This is a genomic window from Pedobacter sp. R-06, assembly GCF_049913135.1.
Taxonomy (GTDB): Bacteria; Bacteroidota; Bacteroidia; order Sphingobacteriales; family Sphingobacteriaceae; genus Pedobacter.
The window spans coordinates 4,433,214-4,455,191 of the sequence record NZ_CP183977.1; the positions used below are offsets into that span (position 1 = coordinate 4,433,214).

General features: G+C 39.0%; 18 protein-coding genes. 7 read left to right on the forward strand and 11 right to left on the reverse strand.

Annotated features, from left to right (window positions below; genetic code table 11):
• Positions 1 to 368: 368 nt before the first annotated feature.
• The 6 genes from ACN9MR_RS17700 to sucD all read right to left on the reverse strand — a co-directional run bounded on the left by ACN9MR_RS17700 (position 369) and on the right by sucD (position 7,026).
• Entirely contained in the window at positions 369 to 590 is a 222-nt protein-coding gene (locus tag ACN9MR_RS17700) for a cysteine-rich CWC family protein (protein ID WP_083505315.1), read from the reverse strand.
• A gap of 185 nt (positions 591 to 775) precedes the next feature.
• On the reverse strand, positions 776 to 3,160 hold the full coding sequence (locus tag ACN9MR_RS17705) for a ribonucleoside-diphosphate reductase subunit alpha (RefSeq protein WP_426325605.1): 2,385 nt from the start codon (positions 3,158 to 3,160) through the stop codon (positions 776 to 778).
• A 165-nt stretch (positions 3,161 to 3,325) separates the two neighbouring features.
• The gene (locus tag ACN9MR_RS17710; protein WP_025145778.1) at positions 3,326 to 4,297 is read right to left on the reverse strand and encodes a ribonucleoside-diphosphate reductase small subunit; all 972 of its coding nucleotides are present in this window, start codon (positions 4,295 to 4,297) and stop codon (positions 3,326 to 3,328) included.
• 455 nt (positions 4,298 to 4,752) lie between these two features.
• A complete protein-coding gene (locus ACN9MR_RS17715) occupies positions 4,753 to 5,133 on the reverse strand; it encodes a septal ring lytic transglycosylase RlpA family protein (protein WP_426325607.1) in 381 nt (126 codons plus the stop codon).
• Between the two features lie 144 nt (positions 5,134 to 5,277).
• Positions 5,278 to 5,781: a methionine-R-sulfoxide reductase gene (locus ACN9MR_RS17720; RefSeq protein WP_426325609.1), complete on the reverse strand. Its 504-nt coding sequence runs from the start codon at positions 5,779 to 5,781 to the stop codon at positions 5,278 to 5,280.
• 372 nt (positions 5,782 to 6,153) lie between these two features.
• The gene (sucD, locus tag ACN9MR_RS17725) at positions 6,154 to 7,026 is read right to left on the reverse strand and encodes a succinate--CoA ligase subunit alpha (RefSeq protein ID WP_057931931.1); all 873 of its coding nucleotides are present in this window, start codon (positions 7,024 to 7,026) and stop codon (positions 6,154 to 6,156) included.
• 564 nt (positions 7,027 to 7,590) lie between these two features.
• On the opposite strand from sucD, the gene ACN9MR_RS17730 reads away from it, so the two are divergent.
• Positions 7,591 to 8,019 carry a cupin domain-containing protein gene (locus ACN9MR_RS17730; protein ID WP_426325611.1) on the forward strand — a complete coding sequence of 143 codons (429 nt, stop codon included), beginning with the start codon at positions 7,591 to 7,593 and terminating at the stop codon, positions 8,017 to 8,019.
• A 114-nt stretch (positions 8,020 to 8,133) separates the two neighbouring features.
• Positions 8,134 to 8,823 carry a VIT1/CCC1 transporter family protein gene (locus ACN9MR_RS17735; RefSeq protein WP_426325613.1) on the forward strand — a complete coding sequence of 230 codons (690 nt, stop codon included), beginning with the start codon at positions 8,134 to 8,136 and terminating at the stop codon, positions 8,821 to 8,823.
• Between the two features lie 251 nt (positions 8,824 to 9,074).
• Here ACN9MR_RS17735 and rlmF read toward each other — a convergent pair whose 3' ends face one another.
• The 5 genes from rlmF to truA form a co-directional block, all read right to left on the reverse strand.
• Positions 9,075 to 10,091: a 23S rRNA (adenine(1618)-N(6))-methyltransferase RlmF gene (gene rlmF, locus ACN9MR_RS17740; RefSeq protein WP_426325615.1), complete on the reverse strand. Its 1,017-nt coding sequence runs from the start codon at positions 10,089 to 10,091 to the stop codon at positions 9,075 to 9,077.
• 211 nt (positions 10,092 to 10,302) lie between these two features.
• Positions 10,303 to 11,589: a C4-dicarboxylate transporter DctA gene (gene dctA, locus ACN9MR_RS17745; RefSeq protein WP_426325617.1), complete on the reverse strand. Its 1,287-nt coding sequence runs from the start codon at positions 11,587 to 11,589 to the stop codon at positions 10,303 to 10,305.
• A 55-nt stretch (positions 11,590 to 11,644) separates the two neighbouring features.
• The gene (locus ACN9MR_RS17750) at positions 11,645 to 12,670 is read right to left on the reverse strand and encodes an isoaspartyl peptidase/L-asparaginase family protein (RefSeq protein WP_426325619.1); all 1,026 of its coding nucleotides are present in this window, start codon (positions 12,668 to 12,670) and stop codon (positions 11,645 to 11,647) included.
• Positions 12,671 to 12,727: 57 nt separating this feature from the next.
• Positions 12,728 to 14,497 carry an ABC transporter ATP-binding protein gene (locus tag ACN9MR_RS17755; RefSeq protein ID WP_426325621.1) on the reverse strand — a complete coding sequence of 590 codons (1,770 nt, stop codon included), beginning with the start codon at positions 14,495 to 14,497 and terminating at the stop codon, positions 12,728 to 12,730.
• 131 nt (positions 14,498 to 14,628) lie between these two features.
• Entirely contained in the window at positions 14,629 to 15,381 is a 753-nt protein-coding gene (gene truA, locus ACN9MR_RS17760) for a tRNA pseudouridine(38-40) synthase TruA (protein ID WP_426325623.1), read from the reverse strand.
• Between the two features lie 138 nt (positions 15,382 to 15,519).
• On the opposite strand from truA, the gene ACN9MR_RS17765 reads away from it, so the two are divergent.
• The 5 genes from ACN9MR_RS17765 (at position 15,520) to ACN9MR_RS17785 (ending at position 21,932) form a co-directional block, all read left to right on the forward strand.
• A complete protein-coding gene (locus ACN9MR_RS17765) occupies positions 15,520 to 16,038 on the forward strand; it encodes a hypothetical protein (RefSeq protein WP_426325625.1) in 519 nt (172 codons plus the stop codon).
• A 79-nt stretch (positions 16,039 to 16,117) separates the two neighbouring features.
• A complete protein-coding gene (locus tag ACN9MR_RS17770) occupies positions 16,118 to 16,585 on the forward strand; it encodes a DUF4293 domain-containing protein (RefSeq protein ID WP_426325627.1) in 468 nt (155 codons plus the stop codon).
• 32 nt (positions 16,586 to 16,617) lie between these two features.
• Positions 16,618 to 17,475 (forward strand): alpha/beta hydrolase-fold protein, encoded by an 858-nt coding sequence (locus tag ACN9MR_RS17775; protein WP_426325629.1) that lies wholly within the window; start codon positions 16,618 to 16,620, stop codon positions 17,473 to 17,475.
• Between the two features lie 322 nt (positions 17,476 to 17,797).
• On the forward strand, positions 17,798 to 19,699 hold the full coding sequence (locus ACN9MR_RS17780; RefSeq protein WP_426325631.1) for a DEAD/DEAH box helicase: 1,902 nt from the start codon (positions 17,798 to 17,800) through the stop codon (positions 19,697 to 19,699).
• 388 nt (positions 19,700 to 20,087) lie between these two features.
• Positions 20,088 to 21,932 (forward strand): alpha-L-fucosidase, encoded by a 1,845-nt coding sequence (locus ACN9MR_RS17785; RefSeq protein WP_426325633.1) that lies wholly within the window; start codon positions 20,088 to 20,090, stop codon positions 21,930 to 21,932.
• Positions 21,933 to 21,978 lie beyond the last annotated feature (46 nt).

Here is a 21,978-nt window from a genome sequence, read left to right on the forward strand (position 1 = left end):
ACATTTTGAAGAATACCCTAGCTGAACGCTTATAAATGCTAAAAACTAACCTTTTAGGTTTTAGTAGATCGTGGCGGAAATTTTAAATGTATAAACTACAATTAATCGAAAAAATGTGTTTCTTTTTTGACCTATACAATTGACCAAAAAGGGATACATTGCTGGTCATATCGGATTGGAAAAGAAATAACGACGAGCAAGAATGAAGAATGCTCAGAAAAGGGCAGCACCCTGGTAAACTAAACCCGATTGCACGAATGCCGATTCCTTCTAATCGGCAGAAGGAAAAGCGGGGCTGGAACCAACCCAAAGGCGCGGAACCCTGCTTTTCAAATTATTTAACCACAAAGACATGAAGATCACAAAGTTTATACGCCAATCTCTTCTCTATATTCCTGCTGCAACTCAAATAAACATTTGGCACAGAGGCAGCCATCGTAGAGTTCGGATATATATTGCACTTCATTAATGCTTAACTGTACCACACTACACTGACATTTAGTGTAAGAATTTGCCTTACATTCAATAGCACTATTGCATCGCTCGCAAGGGATGATTTCGTGTTTGCTATGTTTTAAGGTTGAAGGCATAAGGTATAAGATTTAAGGTAAACCTATTGCATTACAAAAATATAAACAAAAAATAAGGTTTTGAGCGTTTGCCCAAAACCTTACGATATGATTAGATTCGTCATCCTGAACTTGTTTCAGAATCTATGTTATACAGATGTTATACAGATGTTGAACTAAATTCAGCATGACGATATTGTGCGAGATTAACCTGAACAGCTGATACAGCCTTCTTCCATTGAACAAACTGGTCCGTCAACGATTTCTTCTGCAACCTGATCTTGTGTCATTTCGGCTGGGATAACCGCTTCAATTGCTTTACCACCCTGGTTCTCTACTGTAAATTTAACGGCCTGAGAAGCTGCTTGTGTACGCAAGTAATACATACCGGTTTTTAAACCTTTCTCCCATGCATAGAAGTGCATTGAAGTTAATTTTGATGTATTTGGTGCGTTTACGAACAAGTTTAACGATTGCGATTGGCAGATATATGCACCACGATCGGCAGCCATATCGATGATATTACGCATCTTGATCTCCCAAACGGTTTTATACAATTCTTTAATATAATCTGGAATTGAATCAATAGCCTGGATTGAACCGTTAGCCAATATGATCTGATTTTTCATATCGTTGTTCCATAAACCTAATGCTACTAAATCTTTCAATAAATGTTTGTTTACCACTACAAACTCTCCACTTAATACACGACGGGTGTAAATGTTAGAAGTATATGGCTCGAAACATTCGTTGTTACCTAAAATCTGAGAAGTAGATGCAGTTGGCATTGGTGCAACCAATAATGAATTGTACACACCATCTTTAACTACTTTTTTGCGCAATGCATTCCAATCCCAACGGCCGCTATCTGGTGTAACATTCCATAAATCGAACTGGAATTTACCTTTTGATAATGGCGAACCTTTAAATGTTTGGTAAGGACCATTTTTCACAGCCAAATCATGCGAAGCCGTCATCGAAGCAAAATAAATCGTCTCGAAAATATCTTTATTTAAACGTTTAGCCTCATCACTTTCGAAAGGTAAACGCAATAAGATAAAGGCATCAGCCAAACCTTGTACACCTAAACCAACCGGACGGTGGCGCATGTTTGAGTTTTCGGCTTCTGGCACTGGGTAATAGTTGTGGTCGATGATTTTGTTCAGGTTTAAAGTAGCCTGATAAGTTACATCGTATAATTTTTGGTGATCGAAAGCACCATTAATTACGAAACGAGGTAATGCCAATGAAGCTAAATTACAAACTGCAACTTCATCTTTAGAAGTGTACTCGATAATTTCGGTACATAAGTTAGAGCTTTTAATGGTACCTAAGTTCTGTTGGTTAGATTTGCTGTTCGCTGCATCTTTAAACAACATATATGGTGTACCGGTTTCGATTTGCGAATCTAAGATAGCAAACCAAAGTTCCTGTGCTTTAATGGTTTTACGGCCACGGCCTTCTGCTTCGTATTTAGTGTATAATTCTTCAAACTCCTTACCGAAACAATCTGCCAAACCTGGTGCTTCGTGCGGGCAGAATAATGTCCAATCGCCATTGTCTTTAACACGCTGCATAAACAAATCGTTAATCCAAAGGGCATAGAACAAATCACGCGCACGCATTTCTTCTTTACCATGGTTTTTACGAAGATCCAAGAATTCGAAAACATCTGCATGCCAAGGTTCTAAATAAATAGCAAAGGCACCTTTACGTTTACCTCCACCCTGATCTACGTAACGGGCAGTATCGTTAAATACGCGTAACATTGGAATAATACCGTTACTTGTACCGTTTGTACCACCAATGTATGATCCTGTTGCACGGATGTTGTGGATGCTTAAACCAATACCACCTGCACTTTGCGAAATTTTAGCCGTTTGCTTTAATGTATCGTAAATACCTTCGATACTATCATCCTGCATGGTTAACAAGAAGCATGACGACATTTGAGGTTTTGGTGTAGCTGCATTGAACAAAGTTGGTGTAGCATGTGTAAACCAACGCTCGCTCATTAAGTTATACGTTTTGATTGCACTCTCGATATCCTCTTTGTGGATACCAACAGAAACACGCATAAACAAATGTTGCGGGCGTTCTACAATCTGTCCGTTAACTTTTAAAAGGTAAGATTTTTCTAACGTTTTAAAACCGAAATAATCGAAACCGAAATCGCGGTCGTAAATGATCGAACTATCTAAAATATCCTTGTTTTTTTCTATAATCTCATAAACATCATCAGCGATAAGAGGAGCATCTTTCTGCGCTTTCGGGTCGAAATATTCGTACAACATTTTCATCGTACCCGAGAATGATTTAATGGTGTTTTTATGTAGGTTGGAAACCGCAATACGCGATGCCAACAAAGCGTAATCAGGGTGTTTTGTTGTTAACGAGGCAGCAGTTTCTGCAGCAAGGTTATCCAACTCCGATGTGGTTACACCATCGTATAAACCTTCGATAACCTTTTTGGCTACATCGATTGGATCTACCAGATCTGAATTTAAACTATAGCACAACTTTTGAATACGGGCTGTGATTTTGTCAAATTGCACCGCTTCTTTGCGGCCATCTCTTTTTAGTACGAACATATTTTATGAGATTTAAGTTTTATTATTAAGTCGTGAGTATCAAGTATCAAGACCTAATCATCACTTTGTATTTTTTGTTTTTTATTTAATTGGTATCAAGATTTAAGCAGCAGGTATCAAGATTTAAGCAGCAGGTATCAAGATCAATACCTTTTGCCTTCTACCTTAAAAGTCTTCATCTAAAGAAAAGGCCTGTTTGTTATTATCAGCAGATGTTAATACACCACTTTTTTGATAATCGCCAACACGTTTCTCGAAGAAGTTGGTTTTACCCTGCAATGAAATCATTTCCATAAAATCGAATGGATTGGTTGCATTGTAGATTTTTTTGTAACCCAGCTCCTGTAGCCATCTGTCGGCTACAAATTCGATATACTGGCTCATTAATTTTGCATTCATGCCAATTAAAGCAACCGGTAATGCGTCAGTAATAAATTCTTTTTCAATTTCTACAGCATCACTAATAATACCATGAACTGCTTCTTCGCTCAATTTATTGCTTAACATACTATAAAGTAAACAAGCAAATTCGCAGTGTGAACCTTCGTCTCTCGAGATCAGTTCGTTACTGAAAGTTAATCCCGGCATTAAACCACGTTTCTTTAACCAGAAAATAGAGCAGAAACTTCCGCTGAAGAAAATACCTTCAACCGCAGCAAATGCTACTAAACGCTCAGCAAAAGTTCCGTTTTCAATCCAACGTAAAGCCCATTCTGCTTTTCTTTTCACCGCAGGTACGGTATCAATGGCATGGAACAAACGGTCTTTTTCTTCCGGATCTTTAATATAAGTATCGATTAACAGGGCGTAGGTTTCGGCATGGATATTTTCCATCATAATCTGGAAACCATAAAAACAACGTGCTTCCGGCAATTGAACCTCACTCATGAAGTTTACCGCAAGGTTTTCGTTCACAATACCATCACTAGCAGAAAAGAAAGCAAGGATGTGAGAAATGAAATGTCTTTCGCCATCGTTTAAATTGTCCCAGTGTTTCTGGTCATCAGAAAGATCAATCTCTTCTGCAGTCCAAAAACTAGCTTCGGTCTTTTTATACATTTCCCAAATTGCCGGATACTTAATCGGCAAAAGCACAAATCTATCTTTGTTTTCTTGTAGTAATAATTCCTGTTCCATACGCTGATATTTTTAATTCTATTTTTTTAACAGAGCCGACAAAGGCACGCATCCATCAATTTTATATGATGATTGTAATGTCTTTTATCAAAACGCTGTTGTGAAAGTGCTAACCCTATTGCCTGACAAACAACTGAGTTTTTAGTTAGGTAAAATTTAAAATTGCAATCAGGTGATGTACGTATAAATTACTAAAAACTAAGCTTTTATATTTGTTTTCAAGCGCAAGAAGTTAAAGAACTTTGTTATAACAAATATATATACGGTGGCCCTTTTTTGTGAACCAAAGTTGTTAACACCCTGCTCAATTGCTGGGGAAAAACGATCAGTCGAATATCATTTTCAAGCGAAAAAAAAGCTAATTGTTTCTTTTCAAGGGCTTAGCAAACCGAAATGAGTGTTAATAACTTAAATTTGAGGGGTATAATAAGCGCTAAATAGAGCCAAAAGGAGTATTACTCAACGGTATAACTGAGGCTTACTTTAGCTATGCCTTTATGGAAAATACCAATCTGTTTTGCAGCACGTTCAGACAGATCGATGGCTAATCTTTTAGAGAAAGGGCCACGGTCATTTACCTTCACAACTACCGATTTTCCGTTATCTGGATTGGTTACTGTAACCAGGGTGCCGAATGGCAGGGTACGATGGGCAGCTGTTAGCTTTTTTGCCCGGTATTTAGCGCCGCTGGTGGTGCGGCGGCCTTCGAATTTTCTGTGATAATAAGTGGCGAGAACTGTTTTTTTGATACTATCCGGTTCATTTGATGAACCAGATTCTTGTGCTTTACCTTGTAAAAACAGGAAACAAAAACTTAATAACAGAAGATACTTCATAGGCTAAATTTTCTTTATCGAGCCTACAAATATAAGCATTTAGTTTATAATCAATAATTTGTGGAAAAACAGCCTTATTTTGTGCATTAAAAAAGGCGTACAACTTATCGCTGTACGCCCTTACCTAACCCTTCTACATCCACCTTATTTTTGATCTGGCACGAAATTCATTGAGATCGAATTTACGCAATGACGGGTGTCTTTATTGGTAAATCCTTCGCCCAAAAATACGTGGCCAAGATGCGCACCACAATTGGCGCAAACAATTTCTGTACGTGAACCATCGGCATCGGGAATACGCTTTACAGCGCCTTTAATTTCGTCATCAAAAGCAGGCCAGCCGCAATGTGCATCAAACTTACTTTCCGAACGGTATAAGGCTGCGTTACAACGCTTACAGGTATAAGTTCCTTTATCCGTTGTATGTTCATATTTACCTGTACCAGGGTATTCTGTACCTTTATTTACAATTACTCTTTCTTCTTCGGGTGTTAATGGATTCCAGTTCATTTTCTTCTTTGGTATGATTTGCTCTGTTTCCTTCGATTGTTTTACAGCTTTCTTATCTTGCTTTTGAGCACAAGCAGAAAGACTTGTTATTAAAACAACAGCAGAAAGCAAAAATAGTTTATTTAACATCGTTTTCATATATCAATATACGATATAGATTTTGTTTTGGTTTGCTGGTTTAGTGGTTTGTATTAGTGTTTACAAAGGAATGATAATTCAGTTTGATGTTGAGAGTTTTCAGCTGGGAGTTTTGGGTGCAGAACCTCAACCTGACAAATTTCTGGTGGTTTAACCTAAAATTTTAAGATTAGCTTCGCTGAGCACTTTCGTGGCTCCAGCCTGAGCGGGAATGACGACATAAGAAGAAAGATGGCAGTAACACCTAACTTTGTGTGTTTTGCGCCTTAGTGGTTAAATATAAATTGCATCCTTGCGGTTAAAAATAATGCCTAAAATAAAAAAGCGTCCCGAAATTAATCGAAACGCTTTTCTATAAAGAGATTTTAAATCTTATTTTGCTAATTCTTCTGCCATTGCAGCACCGATTTCAGCAGGACTTTCTACTACACGGATACCACACTCACGCATGATTTTCATTTTAGCAGCTGCAGTATCATCAGCACCACCAACAATAGCACCAGCATGGCCCATTCTACGTCCCGGAGGCGCAGTTTGACCAGCGATGAAACCAACAACAGGTTTAGTACCGTTTTCTTTGATCCAACGGGCAGCTTCTGCTTCCATTCCACCACCAATTTCACCAATCATGATGATACCGTGAGTTTCAGGATCGTTCATTAATAATTTGACTGCTTCTACAGTAGGTGTTCCGATAATTGGGTCACCACCGATACCGATAGCTGTTGTAATACCTAAACCAGCTTTAACAACCTGATCTACCGCTTCGTAAGTTAAAGTTCCTGACTTAGAAACCACACCTACATGACCTTTTTTGAAGATAAAACCTGGCATGATACCAATTTTAGCTTCATCAGCAGTAATTACACCCGGACAGTTAGGGCCGATAAGTGTAACATCGCGGTCAGCAATATATTCTTTAACCTGAATCATATCCTTAGTTGGGATACCCTCAGTAATACAAACAATAACTTTAATACCACCTTCGGCAGCTTCCATAATTGCATCAGCAGCAAAAGCTGGTGGCACAAAAATGATAGATACATTTGCACCCGTTTTATCAACGGCATCTTTAACAGTATTAAAAACAGGCTTTTCTAAATGCAATTGCCCACCTTTGCCAGGCGTTACACCACCAACTACGTTTGTACCATAGGCCAGCATCTGCTCAGCGTGGTAAGTTCCTTCGTTTCCGGTAAAACCCTGAACGATAACCTTAGAATCTTTATTTACTAAAACGCTCATGTATCAATATTTTTTTTGTGCAAAGCTAATATTATTGAACTGGAATTCAAATCTAAAACCATATTATTTAGTCCGTTTTTTCAGGAAAATGTAAGGAAATGCTTTATGGCAGCTATAGCCCGCCATAGGCTTTATTCAGAAGTAAAGTTGAGACCGCCTTTATAGCGCTTAGGTATAAAAAATAAATCCTTTTTGTGCCACATCATGAGCAAGCCTTTCGGTTATAAACCTAACAGGAACGGGCATCCCGATTTTTCATCGGGATAAAGTGGATGGCAGGGCTTCACTTGCTAAGAACCACAGTGCATTCGTTTTCAAATCAAAAATATTAAGGGTTAGGGTAAGGAAATGAGCAGTCCTATGCTTTTGGCGGGCTGCACTCCCGCTCTCCGTTACTCCCGACGTAAAGTCGGGACCACTACGATCGGGCTTAGTAACAAAGTGCTGATGCTTGTGGCAACATCCATGCAAAACGCCTAAATTTACCTTTTGAGCGAAAAGACTAAAGACCAAAGCGGAAAGTCTAAAAACCCAGACAAAACTTAAGCCAATTATAAAATGTATATGATCAAGAAGCTAATCCCAATCGTAACCATTTTTGCTGCGACCTTTATTTCAGTTAAGGTCAGCGCCCAAAGTACCGATACGAGTAAATATATCCTTCAAAATGATATTGAAGTAGCTAAGGAGGAACCCGGCACGCACAATGGAGGCGGTAAAACCATTGGCTTTAACTTTTTTAGTGAGGCCAAAAGTCTGAAAACAGTATTTAAAAAACGTACTTTAAAATCGGGCTCTGCTATAGGCTATCATTTGCAGAAAGAGGATGAAATTTATTATGTGATTAGCGGAAATGGAACCATGCAAATGAATGGAAAAACCTTTCCGGTTAAACCAGGTGATGCGATTCTAACCCGCCCCGGCAGTTCGCATGGTATTGCCCCAAATGCGGGTAACGACTTGACTATTCTGATTGTTTACGAGAAGAAATGATGATATTCGGATTGTAGGGAGATGATACAGTTTAACTATTGCACTAATTTTCATCCCCCAGCCCCCTTCGAAGGGGGACGTTGAATACTACAAGTACAGCATATGTAACCAAAAATGGAATTAGAAAAACATTATACCAATAGAACGGGTTGGCTAAGGGCGGCAGTGCTTGGGGCCAACGATGGCATTATTTCTACAGCCAGTTTAGTTATTGGTATTGCCGCAGCGAGTAATACCAGAAGTCCGATTGTATTGGCGGCACTGGCCGGTTTGGTTGCCGGAGCATTATCTATGGCCGCTGGCGAATATGTTTCGGTAAGTTCTCAGTCCGACATTGAAAAAGCAGATCTTGCCCGCGAGAAAATAGAACTCGAAACCATGCCCGAATTGGAACTGAAAGAGCTTGCTAAGATATATGTTGCGCAGGGGCTTGATGAAGATTTGGCCATGCAGGTAGCGATAAAATTGACCGAGAAAGATGCCTTAGGCACACATGCCAGAGATGAACTGGGTATTAACGAAATAACACAGCCAAAACCACTTCAAGCTGCTTTTGCATCGGGCGCATCTTTTATCAGCGGTGGTATCCTGCCTTTTTTGGTTGCCTTTCTTGCCCCGATAAAATTGATGGTATTTTATCAGTATGGTTTTGCTATTGTATTCTTAGCATTGTCGGGCGCCATTGCAGCAAAGGCAGGGGGCTCTAGCATGATTAAAGGAATATTGCGGATTTGTTTCTGGGGAACGGTGGCCATGGTAGTAACCGCTCTGGCGGGGTATATTTTCGAGGCAAAAACGAAGTAATGGCTTTGCTTAATCTCTTGTCATTCTGAATTTATTTTATTGGCAGTTTTTATTGTTTTAAAGGTCCAATAGCTACGTTGTGGTCAGAATCTTTAAAATGCTATTCTAATCAAAATAGACCCTGAAATAAATTCAGGGTGACGAGTAGGCAAAGAACAATTTAAATCCAGAAACAATTCCCAAAAAAGATACAAACATAAAGCCAGACTAACTTTAATCGTTAATCCAGCTTTGCTTTACTATTTATCAGACTAAAGACTTTTCGCTTCAGGCTTAGCACTATCTGCTTTAGGTTTCGGCTCAGTTTTCCAAGCTTTTACCCATTCGGCCTGTGCAGCTTCATCATGAAAGGTCCATGCTACGAAACGGCTTATTTTTTGTCCCTGGCTCATTTGAACGGTGGTTACCTCAAAAGCATTTGCTTTAACCAATGCGCTGTAGATACTTTTTAAGTTGGCACTTTTTGATACCAATGACGTAAACCATAACACCTGATTTTTGATCTGCTCGCTCTGGATAATCATCTGCTCTACAAAAGCACGCTCGCCACCCGGGCACCAAAGCTCTGCCTTGTTTCCTCCAAAGTTTAATACGTGTTTTACTTCTTTTTCGTTACCACCCAGATTACGCCATTTCTGACGGGTACCTTGCTCGGCTTCTTTTAAAGAGGCATGAAACGGTGGATTACAAACTACGGCATCGAACCTTTCTTTGCCACCAACAACACCTCTAAAAATACCCATTTTTGAAGATTGCTGACGGATTTCTACTGCCCCTTGTAATGGTTTATTGGCTTCGATAATACGCTTTGCAGAATCGACAGAAAGTGGATCGATCTCAGAACCTACGAAACTCCAGCCATATTCCTGATGACCAATAATCGGGTAAATACAATTGGCACCTACACCAATATCCAATACATTAATATTAACCCCTTTAGGGTTTTTACCTTTATTGCTTGATCCTAATAGATCGGCAACATAGTGAATATAATCGGCCCGGCCTGGAATAGGCGGACAAAGAAAATCCTGAGGAATATCCCATTGTGAAATGTTATAGAAATATTTCAACAATGCCCTATTAAGTGCTTTAACGGCGCTTTGATCTGCAAAATCGATAGAATCATCATTGTGTTCGTTTTTAAAAACGAAACGTTTTAATTCTTTTGAGGTTGCAATAAGTTGTTTGAAATTGTAACGCGAACGGTGTTTGTTGCGTGGGTGTAACTCGCTTTTTTCTTTGCGGTTATTTTGTTCTTCTTGAGCCAATGTGCTGTGGATTAATTAAACAAGCTGTGTGCATGTTTCTGGCACAAAGGTACATAAAAAGGTTGAAGGTGTGAAGGCTGAGGGTAGAAGGCTTTTGCATGTGCTATAAAAACAAAAATTTACGATAACATAAATACAAGAAATTTTCCGTGATTTCTGTGCTTCCATGGCTAAATTATCTGCACCCAGAACTGAAAACTCACAACTACACCTACACCTCCTCTGCTTTTTCTATCATTGCAGGCTGAATAGCTTTCTGATACTTTGCCTCATCAAACTGCTTTTCACTTTTAGCAATTACGATGGTAGCTACGCCATTTCCGATTACATTGGTTATAGCCCTTGCTTCGCTCATAAAACGGTCTACACCAATTAATATGGAGATATGTTCAATAGGCATAATTTTCAAAGCTGTTAATGTTGATACCAAAACGATAAAACCACTTCCTGTTACCCCAGCTGCACCTTTCGAAGTAACCATGAGCACGCCTAAAACCGTAATCTGCTGTCCTAAGGATAAATCGACATGGAAAACCTGACAAAGAAATATAACGGCCATGGCCAGGTAAATTGCCGTTCCATCAAGATTAAAAGAATAGCCTGTAGGAATAACCAAACCAACAACTGATTTATCGCAACCAATGGCCTCCATTTTCTGCATCATGCTTGGCAGGGCCGACTCTGAAGAAGAAGTACCCAGCACGATTAAAATTTCCTGTCGGATATACTTCAAGTATTGCCAAAGGCTAAATTTGTAGTACATGCAAATTCCATTTAAAACAATAAAAATGAACAAGATGCAGGTTAAATAAACCGAGCCCATTAGTTTAGCCATGCCCACTATGCTTTCCAGACCATGTGTACCAATACTGAAAGCCATCCCTCCGAAAGCCCCGATTGGCGCTAAACGCATAATTACCTTCATAATTTTGAAGAGTACTTTAGATATTTTATCGAAGGCATTTAAAACGCTTATTCCCTCTCCGCCAAGTTTATTCAGCCCATAACCAAAAAGAATTGCAAACAGCAAAATCTGTAAAATGTTTCCCTCAGCAAAAGCAGCAATCACATTATGTGGAATAATATGCAGAAAGAATTCTGCCCAGTTCATATCTTTAGCTTGCTCGGCATAACCTACAATTTTTGTAGCATCACCAGCCTTAGTTATCACTCCGGCACCTGGCTTTAAAACATTGGCCACCAATAAACCAATTGCAATAGCTACTGTGCTTACAATTTCGAAATATAACAATGCTTTGCCACCTACCCTGCCTACTTTTTTCATATCGCCCATGTGCGCGATTCCTAAAACAATGGTAAAGAATATAATTGGTGCAATTAACATGCTAATCAGGTTGATAAAACCCTGACTGATTAATTTAGCCGTAGGCGCAAAACCCGGGAAGAAAATCCCAACATTAATCCCGATTATGATGGCTATGATAACCTGAAAGGTTAAATTGGCAAATAATTTCTTTACGAATTCTATAAATGTCATCTTTATTTTTTTAGGTGTTTTGGCTTACTATTGAATAGGCAATCTTAAAATAATTTTATTTATAAATACTGACTTCAATTTTCCCGTCGGCAGTAATTGCGCCTCTATACATTCCCTCGGTATTAAAGGGCATAGTCATATTTCCTTTTTTATCTAAAGCAATTAAACCACCGTCGCCACCCATTTTACCTACTTTATCTAAAGCAATTTTCGATGCTTCTGCAACAGATAATCCCTTATATTCCATTAAATCGGAAATGGTTTTGGCTACCACATTTCGGATATAAAATTCGCCCCAACCTGTACAGGAAATTCCGGCTGTTTCGTTATTGCAATAAGTACCTGCACCAATAATCGGCGCATCGCCCACACGTCCATATTTTTTGTTTGTCATACCACCGGTTGAAGTTCCCGCGGCCAGATTTCCAGCCTGATCTAAAGCCACGCAGCCCACTGTACCGAATTTGTAATCGTGATTTTTAATTCCAAATAATTCCGATTTCTTGCTGCCATGATCTAACACCGCTTTGGTAGAATCCTCCTTAATCGCTTTTTGTAAACCATCCCAACGTTCTTTAGTCCAGAAGTATTTTGGATCTACAATTTCCAATCCGGCTTCTTTAGCAAACTGCTCAGCACCTGCGCCAACCATCATTACATGTTCCGATTTTTCCATCACGGCCCTAGCTGCAGAAATTGGATTTTTTATCGTAGTTAATCCAGCAACGGATCCCGCCATTAAGGTTTTCCCATCCATTATTGCGGCGTCGAGCTCATTTCTGCCATCATGTGTAAAAACAGCACCTTTGCCAGCATTAAAATGAGGATCGTTTTCTAAAACATGAATGGTTGCTTCAACAGCATCGAGGCTCGATTTACCTGCTTTAATTTCTGAATAACCTGCATTTAGTGCTTTTGTTAAAGCATCGATATAAGCAGCCTCTTTTTCGGGACTCATATTCTTTTTGAGAATAGTGCCGGCACCACCGTGAATAACCATTATGTATTTTTTCTGCTGTGCAGAAACCTGCAAGGCTAAAGCCGAAAACAAGAATAGGGCAAGTAATTTTAACCGTTTCATCTTCCTATTGGGTTTAAGAAGCCGTTAAATTAAGAAAATCCTTGAGAATAAGTACGTTTAAACTTTAGCTATTCCTTTTGACGAGAACTGCAGATCGTAAAGCTTTTTATAGTAGCCATTTAATTTTAACAGCTGTTGATGCGTTCCTTTTTCTTTAATCTCACCCTTATCAAGCACAATAATCTGATCGGCCTTTTGAATAGTGGATAAACGGTGGGCAATTACAATTGAGGTACGGTCTTCCATTAAGTTATCAATAGCCTTCTGGATCAATAATTCTGTTTCGGTATCAACTGACGAAGTGGCCTCATCTAAAACCAAAATAGCCGGATTATGCACCAGCGCACGGATAAACGAAATCAATTGTGCCTGACCAGCTGAGAGCGTAGCACCTCTTTCCATTACATTATATTGATAGCCACCCGGTAAACGTTCGATAAAATCGTGCGCACCAACCTTTTTAGCAGCATTCACCACTTCTTCGATGGTAATTTCAGGATTATTTAGCGTAATGTTATTTAAAATTGTATCCGAAAACAAGAAAACATCCTGAAGTACAGTAGCAATGTGGCTTCTTAAGTAGTCCAGGTCAAAATCTTCGATATGAATTCCATCAACCGTAATATCTCCCTTTTTCACTTCGTAAAAACGGTTCAGGATATTAATGGTAGAAGATTTACCAGCACCTGTAGCACCTACCAAGGCCACAGTTTCGCCAGCCTTCACTTCAAATGTAAGGTCTTTCAACACGTAGTTCTCGTCGTTATAGGCAAACCAAACCTTCTCGAATTTAATATTTCCTTCTAATTTGGCTGGCTTTTGCGTGCCCGTATTTGGCGTAGTTTCATCAGTATCCAGAACTTTAAAAACACGTTCGGCGCCAACCATCCCCATCTGTAGCGTATTAAATTTATCTGCCAGCTGACGGATCGGCGTAAATACCATACCCAAATACATAATAAACTGCGTGATGGTTCCGGGGGTTACATCCAATGGTTTAGAAAGAATACTTTTTGCACCGTACCACACCAATAATCCCAACGACATGGCTGAGATTAACTCCACTACGGGAAAAAAAATAGAATAATACCAGTTAGAGCGGATATTGGCATCACGGTATCGTTTGTTAATGGCGTAGAATTTTCTGTACTCCTGCTTCTCTCTTGCAAAGTACTGCACAATAGAAACGCCGGTAATATGCTCCTGTAAAAAGGTGTTCAGGTTAGAAACCTCATTCCTGATTTCCTGAAACGCCACTTTAATTGCTTTCTGGAATTTTCGGGTAGCAATAATCAACAACGGAATAGGCAAAAGCACAACTAAACTCAATTGCCAATCGGTATACAACATTACGCACACAATCACCACTACCTGCAAACTATCGCCGATCATCGAGATTAAGCCTTCTGAAAAGATATCGGCAATGGTTTCCAAATCTGAAACCGTTCGGGTAATTAATTGTCCGATAGGTGTTTTATCGAAGAACTTTAGGCGGAGTTTCGTAATGTGGTTAAAAACATTGATCCGCAGATCGCGGATAACCGATTGCCCCAGGGTATTGGTTAAAAGTGTATGGTTATACTGGATCAAAGTCTGCAAAATCAACATAAAAACCATCAGCATGGTCATATTTACCAAACCAGAGTAATTGCCTGTTAAAATATAATGATCGAGTGTATACTTAATCAAAAACGGACGGACCGGAGAAATGGCCGCAAGCAGAATGGTTAAAATAACCGACCACACAAAAACGCCACGGTAAGGCTTTACATATTGAAAAATACGTTTCAGTAATCCGGTGTTGTATACGTCGCCTGTAACTGCCATACTTATGGTTTAAGGTGTAAGGCTTAGGGCATAAGGCCTTACATTTTCTTAAAAATTTTAAATTATACTATTTTTTTTGTTGCAATTTCACTTTTCTATGGCGGTCGCTGCACCTTCCGCCTTAAACCCTTCTACCTAATATAAGGGTATTCTATTTTCACTAAGTATAAACCACAAGCAGGTACCGATTGCCCGGCATTGCTGCGGTTTTTACTTTCTATAATTGCTTTAAAATCTGTTAAATTTATTTCTTTTTTACCGATCTGCACCAAAGTACCCATAATGGCCCTCACCATGTTGCGTAAAAAGCGGTCGGCCTGGATGGTAAAAACCAATCCATCTTCCTGTTGTTCGAAAACAGCCTTGGTTATTTTACAGTTATTGGTAAAAGTTTGTGTGTTTGATTTACTAAAACACGAAAAATCGGTATAATTTAATAACAGTGCCGCTGCATTGTTCATCGCTTCTACATCCAATTTATCTTTAAACAACCACGATCGGTTAAGTTTGAAAGGATTCTTTTCGAAGTGAAGGTAATATTTATAAGCACGTGCAGTGGCGTCAAATCGGGCATGGGCATCATCATGTACCGGTATAATCCGTTTTGCTGCAATTTGATAAGGCAGCATGGCATTAATACCGGTTACTGCACTTAAAACCTTTGCCTCTTCTACATCTTCAACATCAAAATGCGCATAAAAATCAATAGCGTGCACGCCTGCATCAGTTCTGCCACAGCCCAAAGTTTCGATTGGTTGCCGAAAAAAAACAGACATAACCTTATCTAACAATTCCTGAACGGTGATTGCATTAGGTTGTGTTTGCCAGCCATGGTATAAGCTGCCATCATAAGCCAATTGGATGAAATACCTTTTTTTACTCAAAGCGATGCAAAAGTACTTTTTTCCTTTTATTAGATGGCCTAGTAAAGCGGAATTATACATATTTCGACTGTAAAATATTAAATAGCTAAAAAAATTATAAATTTATCATCTCTCAGAACCAGAAATCTAAAATGCGCTATGAAACTCAAAAAAACCATTATTTTATCAATTCTTTCTATTGTAATTATTTCCTGCGCTGGATCAAGGTCTGTTTCAAAAAACAGAAAACACAATAACCAATTTTCACTGGCAAAGGTTGATAGTATAAAGAATTATTTATCGGCTATATCTGACAAACCGGTAAAAGACACCGTAATCATTAAATACGATTTCAATTATGATGGCTGCTGGAATGCCCTCGATCAGCAGACTGACAACTACATCGCCAAAATTATCATATCTACAAATGATTTTATTTCTAAATATAAAATTGCACACCCAGGTACCTCGGTATATCAAATCAAGGAAAGCGGCAAAAACTTTAACAAACTTATACTTTGGAATAACAAAATCCTTAACGATGGCGGTTATTTAAGAAAAAATATCTTTACAAAAAAAGTCACCTGCGGAACATCGTTAAAATTATATCCCGATGGCACCTATAAGTTCTTTTACGGCGATTCGCACTTCATGGCATTGCAGCCAGATAAAAAATAGATATCATTTTCATTCAGACTAAACCCTGATTGCATGCAAAAGCAATTTTAATTAAGTTTGCCTTAAATATTAAATTAACATGATACAAAGAATACAATCGATCTGGTTTTTTTTAGGGGCATTAACCTTAGTTTTAATGTTGTTTTTACCAATTGCCACTAAAGATGTTGCCGGAACAGAATCAGCGGTATACACCACTGGTTTATATCAAACTTTAACCATTAAAGCAGGTATAAGCCTTAAAACCCAGTCTTTTCTACCTTTAATTATTACTAATATCGCTGTTGCATTTATTTGTTTAATGAATATCTTCAACTATAAAAAAAGAAGTTTTCAAAAACGCATTGCAATTATTTCGATCATATTAATTGGTGGTTTTGCTTTTTGGTGCAGCATCTACGCAAAAAAACTACCAGGTGGCATCGAAGGTGCCAGTTTTGGTGTTGGAGCCTATCTCCCTGCTCTAGCTATTTTATTCGTTGTACTGGGCATTTTCGGCATCAATAAAGATGAAAGATTAATCCGTTCGGCTGAAAGGTTAAGATAATTCTTTAATTCTACAGAAAATTACCTCTCCCTATGCGGATTAAAATAAACCATGCGGTTAACTATATCTGTTCGGTGGTTTTGCTTTGCGGAATCTTATCATGCAACAAAAGCATCCATACTTTTGGAAAAACCAAAATCGAAAAAAGTATTGATTCTATCTACCTTAAACAGAGAATAGCCGAAATAAAAGGTTTAAATATCGATATTTTTACGAAAGGGTCATTCAAGGGCACTGCCGACACATCAATTGTATACCGTTTGTTAAAACCAAAAAGTACAAACCGAAAACTTCCACTGGTGATTGTATTTCATGGCTCAAACGCGGTTGGAAACGACAATACCAGCCAGCTGGGCATTTTGGCAAAACTATTTGCCACGGATGAAATACAAGCAAAATACCCAACTTTTGTTTTGGCACCACAATTCCCTTCCCGATCATCAAATTACGTACTGGATCATAGTAGAAATGTGTTGACTTCGGCACCACAATCCTGCTTAACGACCGCTTTACAACTGATTGACAGTTTAAAAAACACTTTAAACGTTGATGAGAAAAGAATTTACCTCATCGGTTTTTCGATGGGTGCTTCTTCGGTGATCAACGCCTTAGCATTAAAACCAGCTATATTTGCAGCAGGGATCAGTATTTCGGGGATACCTCAATTTAATCAGGTAAATCGACTCGCAAACATTCCAATCTGGCTGATCCATGGCAATATAGATGCCGAAAACCCTTTCAATAGCGACAAGCAATTCTTTGAAGAGGTAAGCTATAAAAACAAAACCAGGTTTTGGGAATTCGACAATCTGGCCCACAACGATATATTTGCTCCAGTAATATTAACCGATGAATTACCGAAGTGGTTATTTAAAAACAAACGCAAATAACTGCATTAACCCTGCCACCTAAACCCGGTTGGAGTGAAAATCCTTTTTAAAACCCGAAAGGTTTAAAAAGATTGAAACGGAAAACGGGACTGAGGTAAGCTAAGCCCACTACAGCCGCTTTCCAAACAAAAAACATATGTTCTTATTGCAATCATAACCTCAATTTAAACCTCCTCCACCCCACCTTTTCCATTACCTATCTTACACCTATCGTTACTTCCTTATTTTCAAACATTTAGCTTAAAAAACTATTTACTTGATTCTCTGTGAAATACAAAATATTAACCTTACCTTTGCGGCTCAATTAAAAATAAAAAGACGAATGACAAACCCATTTCAATTATTGGGGATAAGTGATGACGTCGTTAATGCCGTAAAGGATCTTGGATTTGAAACTCCAACACCTATTCAGGAGCAAAGTATTCCTGTACTGTTAGAAGGCACTAATGATTTTGTTGGTTTGGCCCAAACAGGAACAGGAAAAACAGCCGCATTTGGTTTGCCGCTGTTAGAACTAATCGATTTTAAAGTAACAAAACCACAGGCATTAATTTTATGTCCTACCCGTGAGTTATGCTTGCAAATCGCTAACGACCTTAAAAACTTTTCTAAAAACGTTGCTAATGCCCACGTTGTTGCCGTTTACGGTGGCGCGAACATTATGCAACAACTACGCGAAATACGCCAAGGCGTTCAGATCGTAGTGGCCACGCCCGGCCGTATGTTGGATATCATTGGCCGTAAAGCCATTGACTTCACTAACGTTAAATATGTTGTGCTTGATGAAGCTGACGAGATGTTGAACATGGGTTTCCAAGACGACATTAACGACATTTTATCAACTACTCCTGATGACAAAAAAACCTGGTTATTCTCGGCTACCATGCCTGCAGAAGTTCGCCGTATAGCTAAAAACTATATGGATAACCCTGTTGAATTAACCATGGGCACAAAAAATACAGGTAATGTAAACATCGAACACGAATATTACATTGTTCGTGCACGTGACAAATACGCTGCCTTAAAACGTATTGTAGATTTTAACCCTGAAATTTTTGCTGTAGTATTTTGTAAAACCAAATTGGATACACAAGATGTTGCCGAGCACTTAATTAAAGATGGTTACAATGCTGATGCTTTACACGGCGATTTATCGCAACAACAACGTGATAAAGTAATGCAACGTTTCCGTGAGCGTAACATGCAATTGTTAATTGCTACTGATGTTGCCGCACGTGGTATCGATGTAAACAATGTAACACACGTAATAAACTACTCTTTACCTGACGAAATTGAAAGTTATACCCACCGCTCTGGCCGTACTGGCCGCGCTGGTAAAACAGGTATTTCTATCTGTATCATCAACTCTAAAGAATTAGGAAAAATCCGCCAGTTAGAGCGCATTATTGGTAAACAATTTACTAAAGCTGAGTTACCTACAGGATTTGACGTTTGTGAAAAACAATTATTCTCTCTGGTACATAAAGTACACAATGTAGAAGTTAATAACGAACAGATTGATCAGTACATCCCTCGTATTATGGATGAATTTGCTGATTTATCAAAAGAAGATGTAATTAAACGTTTTGCTTCATTAGAATTTAACCGTTTCTTGGATTACTATTCTAAAGCGCCTGATTTAAATGCTGCGGCTGGCGATGATCGTGGTGCTGACAGAGGCGAAAGAGGTGCTGGACGTGGACGTGGTAGCGAAGGCTACACCCGCTTGTTCATCAACTTGGGTTCTGTAGATGAGTTTACCCGTGGCGATATGTTATCATTTATCTGTAACAATGGTAAAATTGGTGGCAAAAGCGTTGGTAAAATCGATTTAAAAGGTGTTTTCTCTTTCTTTGAAGTGGAAGATGATGTAGCTGACAAAGTTTTTGAAGGCTTTAAATCTGTTGAATTTAACGGTCGTCAGGTACGTATCGAGAAAAGCGGAGACGGTGGTCGTGGTGAAGGTGCTGGAGAAAGACGCGGTGGCGGTGAAAGACGTAGCGGTGGTTTCGGCGGTGAACGCAGGAGCGGCGGTGGCGGTGGTTACCGTGGCGGTGGTGATAGAAGATCTGGCGGTGGTAGCGGAAGACGCGAAGGCGGAAACAGCGGTGGCGGTTTCAGAGATTTCTCTGGACGTAGCCGTGACGACAAAGGTGGCAACACCGGTGGCCCACGCAGAGAAGGCGGAAACCGTGAAGGTGGCGAACGCAGAAAAAAATGGTAAATCACTAAACCAAATATTTTACAGCCGTCCCGATTTTTCGGGGCGGCTTTTTTTATGAGTAAAAATTTGTTGTTTTGAGGATCGTCATTTTGAGCGGAGTGCAACACAGTCGAGAACCACGAAATGCTCAGCGAAGCTAAATCTATTAGTATATCTGTCGGTATCTGATCAACAGACATATGTGATGTCAGATGTTACCATCTGACATATAACATAATTCTTAATTTAAGGCTTCTATAGTTACCTTCAAGCAAATATAATATCCATTTACAACTTCTTTACTAAATCAATCTACAATCATATGGTACCATCTGAATCACACCCAATTTTTGTTTAAAAAACAGCTATAAAACATTATATTTAACGTTTAGATATACTAAACACCATCATGCGTTATTTAAAGTTTTTCATCATTTTATTTTCATTATTCATCAACAGCAAGCTTTCAGCTCAACAAAAAATTTCTGATCAAAAAATGCAGTGGTTTGCTGATGCCAAACTAGGCATTTTCATCCATTGGGGTATTTATTCGGTTAATGGTATTTCCGAATCGTGGTCGTTTTTTAACAACTACATCAATCACGATGCCTACATGAAACAACTCGATGGTTTTACCGCTGCGAAATACAAACCAGAAGAATGGGTAAACTTAATTAAAGAAAGCGGTGCTAAATATGCGGTAATTACGACCAAACATCATGATGGTGTTGCCCTTTGGGATAGTAAAGCTCCTTTAGCCACCACAACATTAAAAAATAGTGCTGCAAAAAAAGATTTAATCACTCCATTTGTGGCTGAACTCAAAAAATCGGGTCTTAAAACAGGGTTGTATTTTTCTTTACCGGATTGGAGCTACCCGGATTATGATGGTTTTACCCGCGACAGGAAACGTTATGATTACAAGCAGGATCCCGTACGATTTAAAAAATTCCAGAGTTATTTCCAAGGGCAGTTAAATGAACTTTCTGCCAAATATAATCCTGATCTGGTATGGTTTGATGGCGATTGGGAGCACAGTGGAGAAGAATGGCAGGCCAAAAATATACTATCGAACTTACGTAAGGTAAACCAGAATATCATTATCAACTCTCGCTTAAACGGGCATGGAGATTACGATACGCCAGAGCAAGGTGTTCCAGTGGTAAAACCAAGCTCACCTGAATGGGAACTTTGTTACACCATGAACGATTCGTGGGGCTATCAACCTTACGACAATCACTATAAATCATCCAACATGATTATCCGTACCTTAGTTGATTGTATCAGCATGGGCGGTAACTTATTGCTTGATATCGGACCAAAAGCGGATGGAACTATTGCCCCAGAACAGGTTAAAATATTAAAAGACTTAGGTCGCTGGACCAAAAAACATGGTGAAGCCATTTATGGTACACAGGCTGGGATCCCTGATGGGCATATTGTCGGTAAAACTACCTTATCCAAAAACAAAGATGTATTGTACCTGTATCTCGATTATAAAACCAAAAACGGGTTTTTACTATCAGGTATAAAATCAAAAATAAACAAGATTGAAGTAGTTGGCAGCAAAGCACAGCCATATACAATTAAGCTAAATGAAACAGATTATCTGCTTAATTTAAAAGATGCCGATTTTGACAGCGATGTAACCGTTCTAAAAGTATCATTGAACGGCCCTATTCAGCTCGATGAAAACAAACGGGAAACCCTTTCGCTCGCAGACTTATATGCTGCACCCAAACAACGGGGTTTGACCAACTTAAACCTGAGTAGGCTTGCCATTAACTTAAATGCGGGTACAAATATATTTCAAAATACTGGTTTACCTGCTGATGGCTTATACTTTAACCCTGGAATTAAAAACGTAGATCAAAAGGTTAGTAACTGGGTAATCAAAAATGCCGAGGTCCTTTACAAAACAGGCAAAGGAATCCCCAGCGGCCATTACCAGGGCAATACGGCACTTTCTGCAGATAAACAAACCCTCTACTTATTTGTAGAAGGCACACCAACCGGGCCAATTGCCATTAAAGGTTTAAAAAACAACATCAGCAGGATCAGGATTGTGGGCGAAGGCACCATGCTGCCACATGAAATTTACAACAAACTTTATTGGAGCAAAATACCGGGTATTGTCTACATTCCGGTACCTAAAGACAAACTGGATCCTGAATTAACGGTAATTGCGGTACTTTTAGATAGCCCGATTGATTTGTACCGTGAAAAAGTTGGTGCGATAGAAAGCAATCTTTAATTATTTAACAATTGTAAAATAGTGGCGCGACTTTACGATTATCCTT